Here is a 17658-nt window from a genome sequence, read left to right on the forward strand (position 1 = left end):
TGATGCTGCAGCAGGTCTTGTACAAGAAGCGATTGATCTTAGAAATGAGAAACAAGCAGATCTAGAAGCCCTTGCAGATTCAGATGGAGATGACAAAGTTTCCCAAGAAGAATACGAAGCAGCATTAGCGGCGTTAGATGCCGCGCAAGCAGCAGTCGATGCTGCAATTGCAGAAGCACAAACAGCAATCGATAACTTAGAAGATGAGGCAGCACAAGCCGAGCTACAAGCACAGTTAGATGGTATTGAACCTTTAGTAGTACCTCTTATTACTGAAACGATAGTGCTTGCAGATAATATTGTAGAGGCTGATATTGTAATTGATCGAGGACAAGGTAGTCCTAATAACCCAGAAGCTCTAAATAGCACTGGTTTCTCAGTTGCAGCAGCAAGTTTGGATCCTGTTGTAAGTGCTGGGGTATTGGAGGGATTAATTAACTCTGAAGCAATTATTACTGTGGGTTCTAATCAAGAAAGAGATATTGAGTTCTATGCCGATGCGGGTGGAGTGTTCGCAGGGACAATGGATCTTTATGTATATAAACAAAATCCTACAACAATGGTTTGGGAACAATATGAATATATTCCGAATTGGTATGGAGGATTTGTTTTTGCGACCTCTAAGACAGAACAATATACGTTAGATGAAGGGAACTGGGCATTTGTTTTAGGCACAGGTACAGGGCTTGCGGTAACAGTTGGTTATACGCTTAGATTCACTAAAGATGTAATTTATGATTTATCTGAATTTGTGGCAAAGTCTGGGCAAGTGTCTGGTAATGTTATTCTTGATGATGATCTGTCATATGGACAAGATGTTATTCCAGAAGGCGCTGTATTAGAAAAAGTGACTTATGGAAGCGATGATTATGTATTTGGTGAGAGTGACACCATATTGATCACTACAGCTTCTGGAACAATAGAATTCAATAAGGATGGATCTTATGAGTTTAAATTAATAGAGGGGTTTAATAATTTTGGTGAAGAAGAAAAATTTACTTATCATGTAATTACTCAAAATGGTAATAAAGATTCGGCTGATCTAATCATTAAATTAAATTTAGAAAAATCAGAAGTACCATTGCAGATTGACAATACTGTAATTGTTAATGTCCAACCTCAAGAATCAAATCCAATTTATCCATCTGAGTCAGATTCTAATTACAACGCAATTGGTTTTAGTCTGATTGATTTAACATTAGGTATTCCTGATGTACTCGATGCAAGTTTACTCAGTGGCGAAGGAGTTTATGATTTCGAAGTTGAAGATAATCAAGTTAGAGAACTAAGTTTCTTTAGTAGTACAGTTGGTTTAGCTGCAGGAGTAGACTTAACTTTAGTGGTTTATAAACTAGATGAGGTGACTGGGCAATATGTCCAGGTGCATATAGAGGAAGATTGGTACAGTGTTATTTTTGGTGCTTCAGATTCAGGACGTTCAGAAAATGATTGGCTGAAGCTTACTTTTGGTGAAGGAGTGTATAAAGCAACACTTATTCCAGACGCTGCATTGGCTGTGGGTACCTTCACTGGATTATATGTCAAAAAAGATGTTGTCCTAGACTATAACAGTCCAAACGCATTTGAAGGAATAGTTTCTGGAGATGCGACTGAAGGTACTGTAGTGAGTGTGGATGATGTTGAAATTATTGAAGGACAAGAATCTGTAATCTATGGTGAGTATGGTGCATTAACGATTAGCAGTGATGGTTCATACTCTTATGAGTTAATAATTCCAGATAATACAACTGATTGGACTCCACCATATGGTCAATTCGAACGCTTTAATGTCGTCATCAAAAATGCCGATGGAAAATTAGCCATTGATGTTCTTACCATTGAAATCGCTACGCACAAAGCATCAGATGACAGCGCCCAAGTTCAGTTTGAACAATCCCATCAATTTGAAGAGTTTAATTATGCTAAATCTTCAAATACAGTTGGAGTAGGAAATTCTACACTAACAGATTCAATAGCATTTACTGTTGAGGATAATACGCTAACGGTTAACTCACTCATTAATTTTGCAGTGACGAGTTCGTCAGTTAATGGGCCAGTTACGATTACATATACGATTCTTAAAGATGGCACTCCGACTGGTGTTAAAGGCACGGTGACCGCAGGAGAATCAGGCTTAATCAGCGGTTCATCTGGAACTCCTTTATTGAGTGAAAGTCTCGAACTTGTGCCAGGTGACTATACTGTACAGTTAACAATTAACAAACCTAGTTCATCGCTAGTAAGTTGGAATGCTAGTGTAAGTGGTGTAACAATTTATCAAGATAAATTTACTGATCAATACTCTGTTAGTGATGCTGGTTCACTTTTAGAAAATGATCAAGGTAAAGATCTTGTGCAGACAATCAACATAGGTGCTTATGAGCTTTATGTAAATGATTTAAATAAGGGATCAGATAGAATCGCTGTTGAGGGCTTGTATGGAACGCTGATAGTAAATAGAGATGGAACATATTTCTACATAGCAAATGGCACAGGTATTGGCGAAGATATATTTACCTATACAACAACGTCAGTTACTGGTGCGGAAGAGACAGCTACTATCTCTATAGATGTTTCTAATCTTCAAAATGATTTAGATTTCTCAAATGTTATTCAGGCAACTACGGGTACAACACAAGGTACAGAAGAGAATAATATTATTTCCGGAACAGCAAATGATGACACGATCAATGGTAATGGTGGGAATGATGTTGTTGTTGGTGGGGCGGGTAGCGATAAATTGTATGGCGGAGATGGAAATGACACACTAATTGGTGGAATCGGTGATGATGAATTATATGGTGACACTGGTAATGACATGCTAATCGGTGGAGCTGGTAATGATAAATTATATGGTGGTTCAGGTGCCGATCTCGCTATCTTTAATGTCTTGAATCAGAATAACGGCAATGGCGGAAATGGAGTTGATACGTGGATGGATTTTGATGTATCACAGGGAGACAAGATTGATATTTCAGCCTTATTAGAAGGGCAAAATATTAACTCAGATAATCCAATAAGTAATTATATTTCATTAGTTCAAAATGGAGCAGATACATTAGTTCGAATAGATCGAGATGCTTCAGGTCTTACTTATAGCCGTACTGATTTAATTATACTTAAAGACACGGACAGCTCAACACTAGTCCTTGATGATATTCTTAAATATAATCCAATTTAGTCTGTAAAAATAAATAAAAAGGTCTCATAATGGGGCCTTTTTATATTTCATAGATTAGCATTTGAATTAAAATACTATAATTTTAGAAACACATATCAGCTAATTTAATTTCAATCATTTTTAAAATTAGTTTTTGCATTAATTGTAAATTTAATTATTTTGATTTTAAGGCGCAAATATTCAGTTTGTTCATTCATATAAAATCCTAGAATATTAAATACTATAACGATTAAAACTACTAACCAAATGATATGTAATATCCAATTTTGCTCTGAAAGTTCTAAAAGATCAGGTTTGTAAATGAGTATAAGAAGTGCCAATATTGTTGGAAATAAACCAACTTTATCTATTTGGCCGATTAAAAGCCCTATTCTTTTATCTAAACTTTCAAGTTTAGATTGGAGTCTTTCTTCAACATACTTAAGTTCAATTTCGCTATAAGCATTTAATTGATCGATTACACTTACATGATTATCAACTTCATACTCAAGTGGTTTGATGATTTCTAATTGTGGATTTTCAAAAAGTTTTTTTAATTCCTTAGATTCGTAAAATAATGTGAGTAATTGGCCAAGTATGATCGCAATTTGAGCAGATATAATAAGGATATACATGCTTATTTTGAGAATTTCTGTTTTATGGAGAAAATTAAAAATAAATCCAATACAAAAAGCGAGCATAATTAGAATAAGCCCTAAATAGATGAAGGCTTGATTGATGTTCAGTTGGGATTTTTGTATTTTTTCATGTTTTTTGAAAGATATTATTTTAAAAATTTCTTTAATTCTTTCTTTATCAAAGTTTTTCATTTTTTTCTCAAAAAAAACCCTCCGAAGAGGGTTTCATAGTAATCTATTACCAGCTTAACGCACCACCAGTTTGATAGTCTGTTACGCGAGTTTCGAAGAAATTCTTCTCTTTACGTAAGTCCATCATTTCTGACATCCACTGGAATGGATTGTTCACACCAGCAAATTGCTCAGGTAAACCTAATTGAGCTAAACGACGGTTTGCGATGAACTTCAAGTATTCTTCCATCATTGCAGCATTCATACCTAATACACCGCGTGGCATTGTGTCACGTGCATATTCGATTTCAAGCATTGTACCTTCAAGAATCATCTGAATGATTTCTTCTTGGAACTCAGCAGTCCACAAATGTGGGTTCTCAATCTTGATTTGGTTAATCATATCGATACCAAAGTTCAAGTGCATTGACTCATCACGTAAGATGTACTGGAATTGCTCAGCAACACCATTCATCTTGTTACGACGACCCATTGACAAGATTTGAGAGAAACCACAGTAGAAGAAAATACCTTCAAGAACACAGTAGAATGCGATCAAGTTGCGAAGCAAGATTTGATCTGTTTCAGGTGTGCCTGTTTTGAATGTTGGATCACTTAATTCTTGAGTGTACTTCAAGCCCCATGCAGCTTTACGCGCAACTGATGGAACTTCGCGGTACATGTTGAAGACTTCGCCTTCATCCATACCTAAAGATTCGATGCAGTATTGGTAAGCATGCGTGTGAATCGCTTCTTCAAATGATTGACGCAAGATGTACTGACGGCATTCAGGGTTAGTAATGTGTCGGTAAATCGCAAGAACCAAATTATTCGCAACCAACGAATCGGCAGTAGAGAAGAAGCCTAAAGAACGCATCACGATGGTACGCTCATCTTCAGTTAAGCCATCTTCTGACTTCCAAAGTGCGATATCGTGGTTCATGTTAACTTCTTGTGGCATCCAGTGGTTTGCACAACCATCTAGATATTTTTGCCAAGCCCATTCGTATTTGAATGGTACAAGTTGGTTCAAGTCAGCGCGACAGTTGATCATTGCTTTATCATCAACTTGAACACGTTGAGCGCCCATTTCTAACTCTTCAAGACCTGGAGCAACGTCCAAATGTTCTAAGGCGTTAGATGCTCTTGCCAACGGATCGGCTGAATTTGTTGTTCCGTTTGAACTGGTTCGAGCGGGTTGTGCAGCTGCCACACGCGTCGGTTCGTTGCGTGCATCAGATACCACTTGTGGATTAGGCGCTTTTTGCGGTTCGATGGGCGCAGACTGCTGTGCTTGTGCAGTTTGTTTCGGTTCATCATCTTCGAAATCGTCCCAACTGAGGATAGACATATCAATTCTCTCTACGTTGCTTATATCTTTTATTCAGACATCTCAACGTGAGACATCCTACTATACGCTTATATTGTGTAAGCAAAATTAAGTTTTGCCGATGTATGTACTCAATTTGTTCGTTTGAGTAGATTGAATTTCTGCACTACTTATTTTGCTTACGCTTCTGTTGTTTGCGAATGGCTAAAAAGGCATAGACCATCGGGGTGTAGAAAAAAATAAAGGCAAAGACCAGTACCGCAAGTCCTAACATATAGTTATGGGTCATATGGTGCATGGTCTTTTCCTTATACGTTTATCTATTTTTGTGCTCAGTTTCGTAATAGTGATTATGGTTAATATTGTAAGTGACATTCTGGACAGAAGAATGGCCTAAGCTATTTGAGCCATTTTTTGTGTTCTGTACCAGAGAGTCATTGCTAATATTTTTGGTTTGGGAGTTTGATAAGTAAAATCCTCCACCAATTCCAGTTAATCCTAAAACAAGACTGAAAATAGATGTTCTTAATCTATTCATTTGCTTTCTCTAAAGAAAGCATGCTGAAAGTCATTACATCTAAACCAATACAACTATTCAGACATCTGACTCAAAACATGCTGTCATGTTGATTATCATCTTTATCTCAATGTAGCTGTATAAGCTTAAATTACTGACAAGCTTCACAATCAGGATTGTCAATTGAACATGCCATTGGCACTGGCGCTGCTTGTTCGAAGCCTTCTTCTGACGCTGCTGCTTCAGGTTTAGCTTCTTGAGCAACCGCTGCCACTGGCGCTGCAACTGTCGCAGGTTTAACTGCGTTTAATGCACCTGTATTAATCGTAGATTTCTCAGCAGATGTCGCACCCAATGCACGAAGGTAATAAGTCGTCTTAAGACCACGTAACCATGCCATCTTATACGTGATGTCCAATTTCTTACCGTTTGCACCAGAGATGTAAAGGTTAAGAGATTGTGCTTGGTCGATCCATTTTTGACGACGTGATGCAGCATCAACAATCCAACGTGCTTCAACTTCAAATGCTGTCGCGAAAATTGCTTTTAACTCTTCAGGAATACGCGCAATTTTTTGTACTGAACCTTCGAAATGTTTCAGGTCATTGACCATTACAGAATCCCAAAGACCACGTTCTTTTAATGCACGAACGAGGTAAGGGTTGATGACAGTGAACTCGCCAGACAAGTTCGATTTCACATACAAGTTTTGGAATGTTGGCTCAATAGATTGAGATACACCACAAATATTTGAAATGGTTGCAGTCGGTGCAATTGCCATCACGTTCGAGTTACGCATACCATCTTTTTGGACTTTGGCACGTAACGTGTCCCAATCCAAACGTTGTGTGCGATCGACTTCAAACATGCGTTCTGGGCGAGATTTCGCAACCAGCTCAAGAGAGTCAATTGGTAAAATACCTTGATCCCACAATGAGCCTTTAAATGTTTCATACGTACCACGTTCAACCGCCAAATCACTTGAAGTTTGGATCGCGTAGTAAGAAATCACTTCCATAGACTCATCCGCAAACTCAACCGCAGCATCAGAACCGTAAGCAATTTTCATTTCGTATAGTGCATCTTGGAAGCCCATGATACCCATACCCACTGGACGGTGCTTCAAGTTTGAATTACGCGCTTGTGGAACTGCATAGTAGTTAATGTCGATAACGTTATCGAGCATACGAACCGCAGTTTTAATCGTGCGAGCAAGTTTCTCACGGTCTAATTGACCACCTTGAACGTGTTGAACAAGGTTGATTGAACCTAAGTTACATACCGCAATTTCATCCTTGCTTGTGTTCAACGTAATTTCAGTACACAAGTTAGAAGAGTGCACCACACCTACGTGTTGTTGCGGTGAACGTAAGTTACATACGTCTTTAAATGTGATCCACGGGTGACCTGTTTCAAATAACATTGATAACATTTTGCGCCATAAGTCTTTCGCACGGACTTTCTTATGAAGCATGTCTGTTTCTTTCGCAATGCTTTCGTAGTAAGCATAACGTTCTGCGAATTCAGCACCCGTTAAATCGTGAAGATCTGGTGTTTCAGACGGGGTGAATAGTGTCCATTCAGCATCTTCAAATACACGTTGCATGAACAAATCTGGAACCCAGTTTGCAGTGTTCATATCGTGTGTACGACGGCGGTCATCACCCGTGTTTTTACGAAGCTCTAGGAATTCTTCGATATCCAAGTGCCAAGTTTCAAGATATGCACATACCGCACCTTTACGCTTACCACCTTGGTTAACTGCAACTGCTGTATCGTTCGCTACTTTGAGGAACGGAACAACACCTTGCGATTTACCGTTAGTACCTTTGATGTATGAGTTCAAGGCACGAACTGGTGTCCAGTCATTACCTAAACCGCCTGCCCATTTAGACAACATTGCGTTATCACGCATAGCACCATAAATATCGAACAAGTCGTCATCAATCGTTGTTAAATAACAGCTTGATAATTGAGGACGTAATGTACCTGAGTTAAATAGGGTTGGCGTAGATGCCATGTAATCGAAGCTAGAAAGTAAGTTATAGAATTCGATTGCACGATCTTCACGGTTGTCTTCATTGAGCGACAAGCCCATAGAAACACGCATGAAGAATAATTGTGGTAATTCGAAGCGTACGCCATCAGAGTGGATGAAGTAACGATCAAATAATGTTTGAAGACCTAAATATGTAAATTGATTAGAGCGTTCAGGTTTAATGGCAGCCGCTAATTTTACAAGGTCAAAATTTAATAATTCTGGAGAAAGCAGCTCTAGCTCAACACCTTTTTTCAAGAAGGTTTCAAGCGCATCATTTTCAAGCGTGTCTTTAGATAAACCAAGAAACTCAAGACCTGTTGCAACTAAGTTGTCACGCAATAAACGTGCAGTGACATACGTATAGTTTGGTTCTTGTTCAATACGTGTACGTGTCGCCATCATCATCGTTGTAGAGATGTCTGATGCTTTAACACCGTTGTATAGGTTTTTTACAGTTTCATCGATGATCGCTTGAACATCAATGCCTTCTAAGCCTTCGCTAGCTTTTTCAATCTTCGCTTGTAAACGACTCAAATCTAATGGTTGGAGCTGACCATTTTGACCTGTGATCTGAAGAGTAGGGTGATGATGAGCACCTAACTCTTTACGCGCTTCAGCACGTTGTTCACGATAGATCACGTATGCACGCGCTACTTTTTGTTCACCTGTGCGCATTAAAGCTAATTCAACTTGATCTTGAATTTCTTCAATATGAATCGTGCCACCAGAAGGTAAACGACGCTTAAATGTATTCATCACCATCTCAGTCAGCTGAGTAATACGATCATGAATTCTGCTCGAATCTGCACTTGGTTGACCTTCAACAGCCAAAAATGCTTTACCAATTGCTACAGAGATTTTATCTGCATCAAAAGTGGCAACATCACCAGTGCGTTTAATCACTTGAAGTTGACCAGGGGTTGTATTAGCGCTCATTTCAGCGTCGCTCCATTCTCATCATTTTTATGCTTATGGACCATTTGAATCGGATACAAACTCAAAAAATGAGCTATCGCGATATTTGAGGGTAAACACAAGACTTAGTGGTTTAATGTAAATTAAGACACAAGATACGGTAAATTTCAGGGTAGATCAATATTGACATTTTGATAATTTTTTTTCTGAGTTTAACACTCAAATTTCCCTATACTTTTTCCACGTTCCGCCATTTTGTTATGTAGTCAGCGTCACAGGGTGCTAAGCATAGCAGAGACTTTTTAGAGTGCTTATAGATAAGTTTGTGGATAACTCTGAAAGTGCAAATTGCTTCTCGAAAATAATTTTTTTGAAATATTTTGTTTAAAATATCATCAAATTGATTTGTGTTTGAAAGTTTAAAGTTGATTGAAAATATTGATCGACTTGGCAAAACTATCTATTTATCAATAGTTAATAAAAAGATAACAAAAGACTACGCTCGTGTATCAGTTTCGTGAACAGGCTCTTGTTTACAATGTAAACGTGTGTATATTGCAAAACATATCGATGTAAATCTGTGAAGTTTAATCAGCAGATATCGTAACAATATAGGGGCATTCTATGAGCCAAGAAGAAAAGTTACCAAAGATTTTGATCGTTGAAGATGACGAGCGTCTTGCGCGTTTAACGCAAGAGTATTTAATTCGTAATGGATTAGAAGTTGGGGTAGAACCAGACGGTAATCGTGCAATCCGTCGTATTATCGCAGAGCAACCAGATATGGTGGTACTGGATGTTATGCTTCCTGGTGCTGATGGTCTCACCGTATGTCGTGAGGTTCGGCCACATTATCATCAACCGATTTTAATGTTGACTGCTCGTACTGAAGACATGGATCAAGTATTGGGTCTTGAAATGGGTGCAGATGATTATGTTGCGAAACCAGTTCAGCCACGTGTTCTATTAGCGCGTATTCGTGCTTTGCTTCGTCGTACAGACAAAACACCAGAGGATGAAGTTGCTCAACGTATCGAATTTGATGATTTAGTGATTGATAATGGTGGTCGTTCTGTAACCTTAAACGGTGAGCTTGTAGATTTCACAAGTGCAGAATATGACTTATTATGGTTGTTGGCATCTAATGCTGGTCGTATCCTTTCACGTGAAGACATTTTTGAGCGTCTACGTGGTATTGAATATGATGGTCAAGACCGCTCAATTGATGTTCGTATTTCTCGTATCCGTCCAAAAATTGGTGATGATCCTGAAAATCCTAAACGTATTAAAACAGTGCGTAGCAAAGGATATTTATTCGTTAAAGAAACCAACGGGATGTAATCACATCCCCGCGGTAATGCCCTCACTCCTCAGAAGGTCATACCTTAGTGTCTAAACACAGTATATTCCTGCGTATCTACGCAGGTCTCGTCATTTTGGTGGTGCTGGTTGCCATATTTGGTTATTTGCTTGTGCAAATCATCAACTATCAACGCGCGCAGGAATACCGTGAGTCATTGACTGATGGGATTTCGTACGTCATTAGCGAGGGTGTTTCAAGACAACAAACCATGCAACAAAGAATGGATTGGATATCAGATGCATCTGATTTGCTCGAACTTCCAATCTATTATCTAGAATCGAATAAAGTCGAACTTTCACGCACCGAAAAATACCGTTTAGAAAAGCGCAAAGCAGTGGTGCGGTATGACGCCAAAGAAAGTATTGCTTATGTCATTATTGGTTTAATAGATGACCCTGAGCATTTACTTTATGTAAAAGTGGATAATATCGGTGAGCGTCAAATGAAGGCCTTACCAATCTTTGTATGGGAATACTTGGTTTATTATCCAGGGCAGGAAAGGGAATATCTTGCAAAAATTAAGCAACACTTTTCTTATGATTTAAGCATTCAAAATCTGTCTGATCTCAATTTAGATTCTGAGCAAATTGGTCGTCTACGTGCGGATCAAGGGGTTATCCTGTATCAGGATAGCGCTAGCATTCGTGGTACTACGATTTCTGTCATTTCTCCAATGACGAATTCGTCGGGTGATGTATTGGTGATGGGACCAGTGCCAATGTTCAATTGGATGCCATTCCAATTGGCGGCAGGGATTACTTTGCTGAGTATGTTTATTTTGTCGCTTGGTGTGTATGGTCTGATTGTCCCAATGCAACGCAAGTTGAAGCAAGTTAACTCAGCCTTAAATGTTATGCAAAAAGGGGATATGTCCGTTCGCGTTCCTGTCGAAGGATATGATGAGTTAGCACATTTGGCAGCCAGCTATAACAGTATGTCAGATCATATACAGCGTTTAATCGAAGCTCAGCGAGAGTTAATGAGAGCTGTATCACATGAGCTACGAACGCCAGTCGCACGTATTCGCTTTGGTATGGAAATGTTGGTTGATGAAGAGGATTATGAGTATCGTCAGCAACAAGTAGAAATGATTGATAAAGACATTGAGGCTTTAAATACCCTCATTGATGAAATCATGACCTATGCTAAGCTTGAGCAAGGCATGCCTTCTATTGATTTTGAGGAAATTCGACTATACGAAGTGCTTGAGCAAGTCGCTATTGAAACTAAAGCATTAAAAACTAATAAAAATATTCAATTGCATTTGCCATCACAAGCTTTGGTGGTGGATGCGGAACGCCGTTATTTACATCGTGTAGTACAAAACTTAGTCGGAAATGCGATCCGATACTGCGATGATACAGTGCTGATTACTGGTGGGATTGATGCTCAGGGGATGGCGTATATTTCAGTTGAAGATGATGGTCCGGGGATTCCTGAAGAGGATCGTAAGCGAGTGTTTGAAGCTTTTGCTCGCTTGGATGATAGTCGTACACGTGCCTCAGGCGGATATGGTTTGGGCTTGTCTATTGTAAGCCGAATCGCCTATTGGTTTGGTGGTACGATTCAAGTGGATCAAAGTCCTAAAATGGGCGGTGCACGATTTACTATGCAATGGCCAGCCAAAAGATTTAAAAAGAAGAAGATTGTTCAAACCAGTCAAACATCAGAGTAAAGCGAGAATTAAAAAAAGCGCGATTAAGCGCTTTTCTTATAATTTATATATTGCCTTTTATTGGTAATTATTGGCATTGGGTTCAATAATGCGTTTTCCTTCCTTAAGTGCATTTAAGGCATCGGCATTGAAATCGATCAGTAAACTGTTATTGGTTGCATCAACATGATAATTGCTAATCAGTTTTTGATCGCCGTGAATGGTCTCAACTGTATATTCATCTGCGATGTTGAGTATAGCATCAAGATTAGTGGTTGTAGAGGCGAGGTCTTGGCGGAAAATTTGATAAATATCGCGTAAATCAAAAATAGCATTCGTTGCATCAGGATGTTTTTTGATATAGCTGTCTAAATGATGGACGATCAACTGAGCAAATAAAAAATAGTTAGGTTTGTGTGTGAATTCTAGACTCATAGATCTTCTCCTTATTATTTAATTGAGCATATAACGAAAATCAGCACGATTTGTATAAAGTTAATTAAAACATTGTAAGCAATTAAAATTTAAAACTTTTAAAATAGAATAAATCAAAAATAATTGAGCCATATTGGTGCAAAAAAAGCTGACCTAACACGAATGGTAAAACTAAAAAAGTGATAGTGTCTGGATTGACGCCTCTTGAATTTTTTGAATGATTATTCGGAAAAAATAATCAGTTATATCACCTTGATAACTTTCTACGATTAAATAAGGTTTTATTGACTTTAATCACCATGAAATCTGGAAAAAGGGCAAAATTCATCCTAAAGACTTAGAGGGATTGGCTAGCAACAGAAATCATAAATCAGGTACAATTGGCGGGATTAATTTTGTGTTTGGTGTATTTGAAGGCCAATACATACATTCTTTGTTAATAAATAGGCCTGCCAGGAGTTATCCCCGCATGAGTGCCATTACTCCATACGATTGGGCAATAATTGCCTTCGTGATCGGCGTTACATTTTTATGCGTCTTTATGCTCACTGTCCCGCTACTCCTAGGGGGTAAATCGTGGGGACGTGCTAAGCAAGAGCAGTTCGAGTCAGGCGTAGTTAGTGCTGGTGGAGCACGAATTCGTCTATCTGCAAAATTCTATTTGGTTGCAATCTTCTTCGTTGTGTTTGACTTAGAAGCGCTCTATCTCTATGCATGGGCTGCGTCAGTTCGTGAAGTGGGTTGGATCGGTTTTGCAGCAGCAGCTGTATTTATTTTAGTTTTACTCGTTGGCTTGATTTATGAGTTGTCTACTGGTGCATTAAATTGGGCGCCATCTGATAAGCGTAAAGCAGCAGGGATTAAACCTAAAATTGGTTCGCCAAATATGGATCTCGCAGAAATTACTCGCTTCAACTCAATTGAGGAGTTGGTGGTTGACCCTACAGGTCAAATTCCAGCGCAATCATCTGGTCGTGTAAAAGCTTCGCCAACGACTACATCATCTGATAAGGAGTAATACGGGATGAAATATACATTAACCCGTGCGAATCCGGATGCTGATCAGTATCCACTTCAAGAGCGTATCGTTGTAGAAGATCCGCTTCTACAAGAAGAAGTGAATAAGAATGTGTTCATGACTCGTTTAGAGGATTTGGCGCATACAGCAGTAAACTGGGGTCGTAAAAACTCAGTTTGGCCGTTCAACTTTGGTACATCTTGCTGCTACGTAGAGTATGCAACGACTTTAACAGGCGTGCATGACTTGTCACGTTTTGGTGCCGAAGTAATTCGTGCTTCACCACGTCAAGCGGACTTGATGATTGTTGCGGGTACATGCTTCGTCAAGATGGCACCTGTAATTCAACGCCTTTATGAGCAAATGTTAGAACCTAAATGGGTGATCTCAATGGGTGCATGCGCAAACTCTGGCGGTATGTATGACATTTACTCGGTTGTACAAGGTGTCGATAAAATCATTCCAGTGGATGTGTATATTCCAGGTTGCCCACCGCGTCCTGAAGCATTAATCCAAGCGTTGATGTTATTGCAAGACCAAATTCAATTAGAGCGTCGTCCGCTTTCTGCGGTGATCGGTGATGATCTTAAGCCAGTTTATAAGCCAAAGATGCAGCCTGAACGTGACCGTAAGAATGCTGAACGTATTGCAGTAAAACACTTACGCTCTATGGATGAAATTAAATAATCTTAACGGCAAATAATATTGATGCACCCGCTTGGGTGTAATTGTCGTTTTGGTTGAATGAATTTGTATTAAATAGGAAGCCAAGCCAATGGCTGAAACTGACATTGCTATGCCAGAATCAACTCCAGTTGATTCACGCCCAGCATTTGCAATTGTAGAAGAGCTCAAAACCAAGTTTGGTGAGAATTTCTACGTGCAAACGACTTTTGAAGACTTTCCAACAGTCTGGGTTGAGCGCTCACGTGTACAAGACGTATTAATGTTCTTGCGTACAGTGTCACGTCCTTACGTGATGTTGTTTGACTTGTCAGCGGTAGATGAGCGTTTACGTACTCACCGCGATGGGTTACCTGCGTCTGACTTCACTGTGTTCTATCACTTGTTGTCACTAGAGCGTAATACGGATATTCGTATTAAAGTTGCGTTGAATGAGTCTGATCTCAATATTCCAACAGCAACCAACATTTGGCCAAATGCCAACTGGTACGAACGTGAAGCTTACGATATGTTCGGCATTAACTTCGAAGGGCATCCAATGCTCCGTCGTATTTTATTGCCAACGTATTGGGAAGGTCATCCGTTGCGTAAAGAATATTCTGCACGTGCGACTGAATACACACCTTATCGTCAGAACCAAGCGAAACAAGATTTTGAACAAGAGCATTTACGTTTTGTACCTGAAGATTGGGGTCTAAAACGCGGTAATGCTGATGAAGACTTCATGTTCTTGAACTTGGGTCCTAACCATCCATCTGCGCATGGTGCATTCCGTGTGATCTTGCAGTTAGATGGCGAAGAAGTGAAAGACTGTGTGCCTGATATCGGTTATCACCACCGCGGTGTGGAAAAGATGGCTGAACGTCAAACTTGGCATTCATTCATTCCGTATACTGACCGCGTTGACTACTTAGGTGGTTGTGCGCAGAACATGCCTTATGTGATGGGTGTGGAGCAGATGGCAGGGATCACTGTGCCAGAACGTGCGCAATGTATTCGTGTCATGATGTCGGAACTATTCCGTATTAATAACCACTTGCTTTATATCGGTACAGCGATTCAGGATGCCGGCGGTATGACCCCAGTATTCTATATGTTCGCCGATCGTCAAAAGATCTATGACGCGATTGAAGCAATCACGGGTTACCGTATGCACCCAGCATGGTTCCGTATCGGTGGTACTGCACACGATCTTCCAAACAACTGGCAACATTTGATCCGTGAAATTTTGGATTGGATGCCTAAACGTTTGAAGGAATATCATACTGCAGCACTTAAAAACTCGGTATTTGAAGGTCGTACCCGTAATGTTGCGCAATACGATGCAAAATCTGCATTGGCATGGGGTGTAACAGGTACAGGTTTACGTGCAACAGGTATTGATTTTGACGTACGTAAATATCGTCCATATAGCGGTTATGAAAATTACGACTTCGAAGTGCCTGTAGAATACGAAGGCGATGCATATGCACGTGTGATCGTTCACTACCGTGAAATCGAACAATCTTTAAAAATCATCAAACAGTGCTTGGATAACATGCCATCTGGTCCTTATAAAGCGGATCACCCATTGGCTGTTCCACCACCGAAAGATAAGACACTACAAGACATTGAAACTTTGATTACGCACTTCTTAAGCGTGTCATGGGGTCCTGTCATGCCAGCAGGTGAAGCATCTGTTATGGCGGAAGTGGTAAAAGGTGCATCGAACTACTACTTGACTTCAGACAAGTCAACGATGAGTTACCGTACCCGTATTCGTACACCAACCTTCACGCACTTACAGCAAATTCCTTCTGTAATTAACGGCAGTCTTGTATCTGACTTAATCATTTATTTAGCGACGATTGATGTCGTAATGGCTGACGTGGATCGCTAAGGGGTACGCATTATGATGATTTTGACTGATAAAAAGCCACGTGTGAATGTCGAAGGGATTTTAACTGCGGAAGAAATCCACGAAATCGAGCATCACATTGGTCATTACCCATACCCACGTGCGGCATGTTTAGATGCGCTTAAATGTGTTCAACGTCGTAATGGTTGGGTGGATGATGCGCAAATGAATGCGATTGCGCAGATGTTGTCAATGAGCCTTGCTGATTTGGAAGGTGTGGCAACATTCTATAACCGTATTTACCGCCAGCCAGTAGGTCGCAACGTAATTTTGCTTTGTGATTCTATTGCTTGCTTCTTGATGGGTGCAGAAACTTTAGCAGAAGCATTCCAACGCGAACTCGGGATTTCATTTGGTCAAACGACTGCTGATGGTCGTTTTACTTTGCTCCCGATTTGCTGTTTAGGAAACTGTGATAAGGGTCCAACCTTGATGATTAATGAAGATACTCACGGCCTAGTAGAAGTTTCTTCAGTGAAACAGTTATTGGAGAAGTATGTATGAATACTGAACCAAAACCGATTTATGGCGACGGTAACCCAGAAACTCACCCATTAACATGGCGTTTGAGCAAGCAAGAATTTGTTCATAGTGTTGAGGACTATGAATCTCTTGAAGGGTATGAGGGTTTCAAGAAAGCACTCACAATGCCGCCTAAAGATGTATTGGAAATCATTAAAGCAGCGACTGTGAAAGGTCGTGGTGGTGCTGGTTTCCCTGCAGGGATTAAATGGTCGCTCATGGCACCAAATGACAATTCAGGTCCTCGTTACTTGATTTGTAATGCCGATGAGATGGAACCAGGTACATTCAAAGACCGTCTGTTGATGGAAAAACTTCCTCATCAATTGATCGAAGGGATGTTAATTGCAGGTTATACACTTGAAGCAACCCATGGTTATATCTTTATCCGTGGTGAATACATCGAAGCTGCGAAGTATTTGAACCAAGCTTTAGAACAAATTCGTGCCAAAGGCTACTTGGGTGAAAACATCCTTGGTTCTGGCTGGAACTTTGAACTACATGTGCATACTGGTGCGGGTCGTTATATCTGTGGTGAAGAAACTGCATTGATTAACTCGCTTGAAGGTCGCCGTGCAAATCCACGTACAAAACCACCATTCCCGCAAGTTGCAGGTGCTTGGGGTCGTCCTACGATTGTGAACAACGTAGAGACTTACAATAACTTACCAGCAATTATGCTGCGTGGTCCTGAGTGGTATATCAATTTATCTGCAGGTAAGTCGAAAGATCCTGGCACAAAAATTTATGGTGCATCAGGTAAAGTGAAATTCCCTGGTCTTTGGGAGCTTCCATTTGGTACAACTGCACGTGAAGTGATTGAAGAACATGCGGGTGGTATGCGTGATGGCTTAAAGCTTAAAGCATGGTTACCAGGTGGTGCATCAACTGACTTTTTGGCAGCTGAACACATCGATCTTCCAATGGATGCGGAAAGCATCATGAAAGCAGGTTCGCGTTTAGGTACGTGTTTGCTCATGGTGGTTGATGAAACTCAATGTATGGTTTCAGCAACACGTAACTTAGAAGAATTCTTTGCGCGTGAATCATGTGGTTTCTGTACACCATGTCGTGATGGTTTACCTTGGGCGGTGAAAGCGCTTAAAGCACTTGAAGATGGTACAGGCAAGAAAGAAGACATCGATCATTTGCAAGAGCTTACACGTAAGCTTTGGATTGGTAAGACTTTCTGTGCTCACGCTCCTGGTGCTATGGAACCACTCATGGGTGCACTCAAATATTTCCGTGGCGAATTTGAAGCAAAAGTGGTGAATGCCGCTGCTCAAGTTAGCAACGTAGAACAAGCTTAAGGA

The 17658-nt window shown here is 40.1% G+C and carries 13 protein-coding genes; 8 read left to right on the plus strand and 5 right to left on the minus strand.

Going from position 1 to position 17658, the window contains the following annotated elements:
* Positions 1-3181 (plus strand): BapA/Bap/LapF family large adhesin (locus AC1M9L_RS05870; RefSeq protein WP_481591591.1); only part of this gene is annotated, 3181 nt, incomplete at its 5' end.
* 110 nt (positions 3182-3291) lie between these two features.
* On the opposite strand, the gene AC1M9L_RS05875 is transcribed toward AC1M9L_RS05870, so the two are convergent.
* The 4 genes from AC1M9L_RS05875 to AC1M9L_RS05890 form a co-directional block, all read right to left on the minus strand.
* Positions 3292-3990 carry a hypothetical protein gene (locus tag AC1M9L_RS05875; protein WP_481591592.1) on the minus strand — a complete coding sequence of 233 codons (699 nt, stop codon included), beginning with the start codon at positions 3988-3990 and terminating at the stop codon, positions 3292-3294.
* Positions 3991-4036: 46 nt separating this feature from the next.
* Positions 4037-5320 carry a ribonucleotide-diphosphate reductase subunit beta gene (locus AC1M9L_RS05880; protein ID WP_035267248.1) on the minus strand — a complete coding sequence of 428 codons (1284 nt, stop codon included), beginning with the start codon at positions 5318-5320 and terminating at the stop codon, positions 4037-4039.
* Positions 5321-5465: 145 nt separating this feature from the next.
* Positions 5466-5597, minus strand: a complete 132-nt coding sequence (locus tag AC1M9L_RS05885; RefSeq protein WP_481587302.1) for a preprotein translocase subunit YajC — start codon at positions 5595-5597, stop codon at positions 5466-5468.
* 370 nt (positions 5598-5967) lie between these two features.
* The gene (locus AC1M9L_RS05890; protein ID WP_481589064.1) at positions 5968-8793 is read right to left on the minus strand and encodes a ribonucleoside-diphosphate reductase subunit alpha; all 2826 of its coding nucleotides are present in this window, start codon (positions 8791-8793) and stop codon (positions 5968-5970) included.
* Between the two features lie 603 nt (positions 8794-9396).
* Between AC1M9L_RS05890 and bfmR the strand changes: the two genes are divergently transcribed.
* Complete coding sequence (gene bfmR, locus AC1M9L_RS05895; RefSeq protein WP_035267251.1) at positions 9397-10113, plus strand: response regulator transcription factor BfmR; 717 nt, start codon at positions 9397-9399, stop codon at positions 10111-10113.
* A gap of 47 nt (positions 10114-10160) precedes the next feature.
* Positions 10161-11810 carry a sensor histidine kinase BfmS gene (gene bfmS, locus AC1M9L_RS05900; protein ID WP_481591593.1) on the plus strand — a complete coding sequence of 550 codons (1650 nt, stop codon included), beginning with the start codon at positions 10161-10163 and terminating at the stop codon, positions 11808-11810.
* 57 nt (positions 11811-11867) lie between these two features.
* On the opposite strand, the gene AC1M9L_RS05905 is transcribed toward bfmS, so the two are convergent.
* On the minus strand, positions 11868-12224 hold the full coding sequence (locus AC1M9L_RS05905) for a hypothetical protein (RefSeq protein WP_035267254.1): 357 nt from the start codon (positions 12222-12224) through the stop codon (positions 11868-11870).
* A 469-nt stretch (positions 12225-12693) separates the two neighbouring features.
* Here AC1M9L_RS05905 and ndhC point away from each other — a divergent pair, with 469 nt between their 5' ends.
* The 5 genes from ndhC to nuoF all read left to right on the plus strand — a co-directional run bounded on the left by ndhC (position 12694) and on the right by nuoF (position 17655).
* Positions 12694-13242 carry an NADH-quinone oxidoreductase subunit A gene (ndhC, locus tag AC1M9L_RS05910; RefSeq protein ID WP_035267255.1) on the plus strand — a complete coding sequence of 183 codons (549 nt, stop codon included), beginning with the start codon at positions 12694-12696 and terminating at the stop codon, positions 13240-13242.
* Between the two features lie 6 nt (positions 13243-13248).
* A complete protein-coding gene (locus AC1M9L_RS05915) occupies positions 13249-13929 on the plus strand; it encodes a NuoB/complex I 20 kDa subunit family protein (RefSeq protein ID WP_035267257.1) in 681 nt (226 codons plus the stop codon).
* A gap of 88 nt (positions 13930-14017) precedes the next feature.
* Positions 14018-15805: an NADH-quinone oxidoreductase subunit C/D gene (nuoC, locus tag AC1M9L_RS05920; protein ID WP_035267259.1), complete on the plus strand. Its 1788-nt coding sequence runs from the start codon at positions 14018-14020 to the stop codon at positions 15803-15805.
* 12 nt (positions 15806-15817) lie between these two features.
* Positions 15818-16327 (plus strand): NADH-quinone oxidoreductase subunit NuoE, encoded by a 510-nt coding sequence (gene nuoE, locus AC1M9L_RS05925; RefSeq protein WP_035267260.1) that lies wholly within the window; start codon positions 15818-15820, stop codon positions 16325-16327.
* Complete coding sequence (nuoF, locus tag AC1M9L_RS05930) at positions 16324-17655, plus strand: NADH-quinone oxidoreductase subunit NuoF (RefSeq protein ID WP_035267262.1); 1332 nt, start codon at positions 16324-16326, stop codon at positions 17653-17655. The genes nuoE and nuoF overlap by 4 nt, the downstream gene beginning before the upstream one ends.
* Positions 17656-17658: the final 3 nt, after the last annotated feature.

Source organism: Acinetobacter sp. ANC_7511 (genome assembly GCF_056779975.1).

Excerpts from the sequence above, each read along its gene's own strand:
- AC1M9L_RS05875 (WP_481591592.1), bottom strand. The coding sequence starts at position 3,990 with ATGAAAAACTTTGATAAAGAAAGAATTAAAGAAATTTTTAAAATAATA.
- AC1M9L_RS05880 (WP_035267248.1), bottom strand. The coding sequence starts at position 5,320 with ATGTCTATCCTCAGTTGGGACGATTTCGAAGATGATGAACCGAAACAA.
- AC1M9L_RS05885 (WP_481587302.1), bottom strand. The coding sequence starts at position 5,597 with ATGCACCATATGACCCATAACTATATGTTAGGACTTGCGGTACTGGTC.
- AC1M9L_RS05890 (WP_481589064.1), bottom strand. The coding sequence starts at position 8,793 with ATGAGCGCTAATACAACCCCTGGTCAACTTCAAGTGATTAAACGCACT.
- bfmR (WP_035267251.1), top strand. The coding sequence starts at position 9,397 with ATGAGCCAAGAAGAAAAGTTACCAAAGATTTTGATCGTTGAAGATGAC.
- AC1M9L_RS05905 (WP_035267254.1), bottom strand. The coding sequence starts at position 12,224 with ATGAGTCTAGAATTCACACACAAACCTAACTATTTTTTATTTGCTCAG.
- ndhC (WP_035267255.1), top strand. The coding sequence starts at position 12,694 with ATGAGTGCCATTACTCCATACGATTGGGCAATAATTGCCTTCGTGATC.
- AC1M9L_RS05915 (WP_035267257.1), top strand. The coding sequence starts at position 13,249 with ATGAAATATACATTAACCCGTGCGAATCCGGATGCTGATCAGTATCCA.
- nuoC (WP_035267259.1), top strand. The coding sequence starts at position 14,018 with ATGGCTGAAACTGACATTGCTATGCCAGAATCAACTCCAGTTGATTCA.
- nuoE (WP_035267260.1), top strand. The coding sequence starts at position 15,818 with ATGATGATTTTGACTGATAAAAAGCCACGTGTGAATGTCGAAGGGATT.
- nuoF (WP_035267262.1), top strand. The coding sequence starts at position 16,324 with ATGAATACTGAACCAAAACCGATTTATGGCGACGGTAACCCAGAAACT.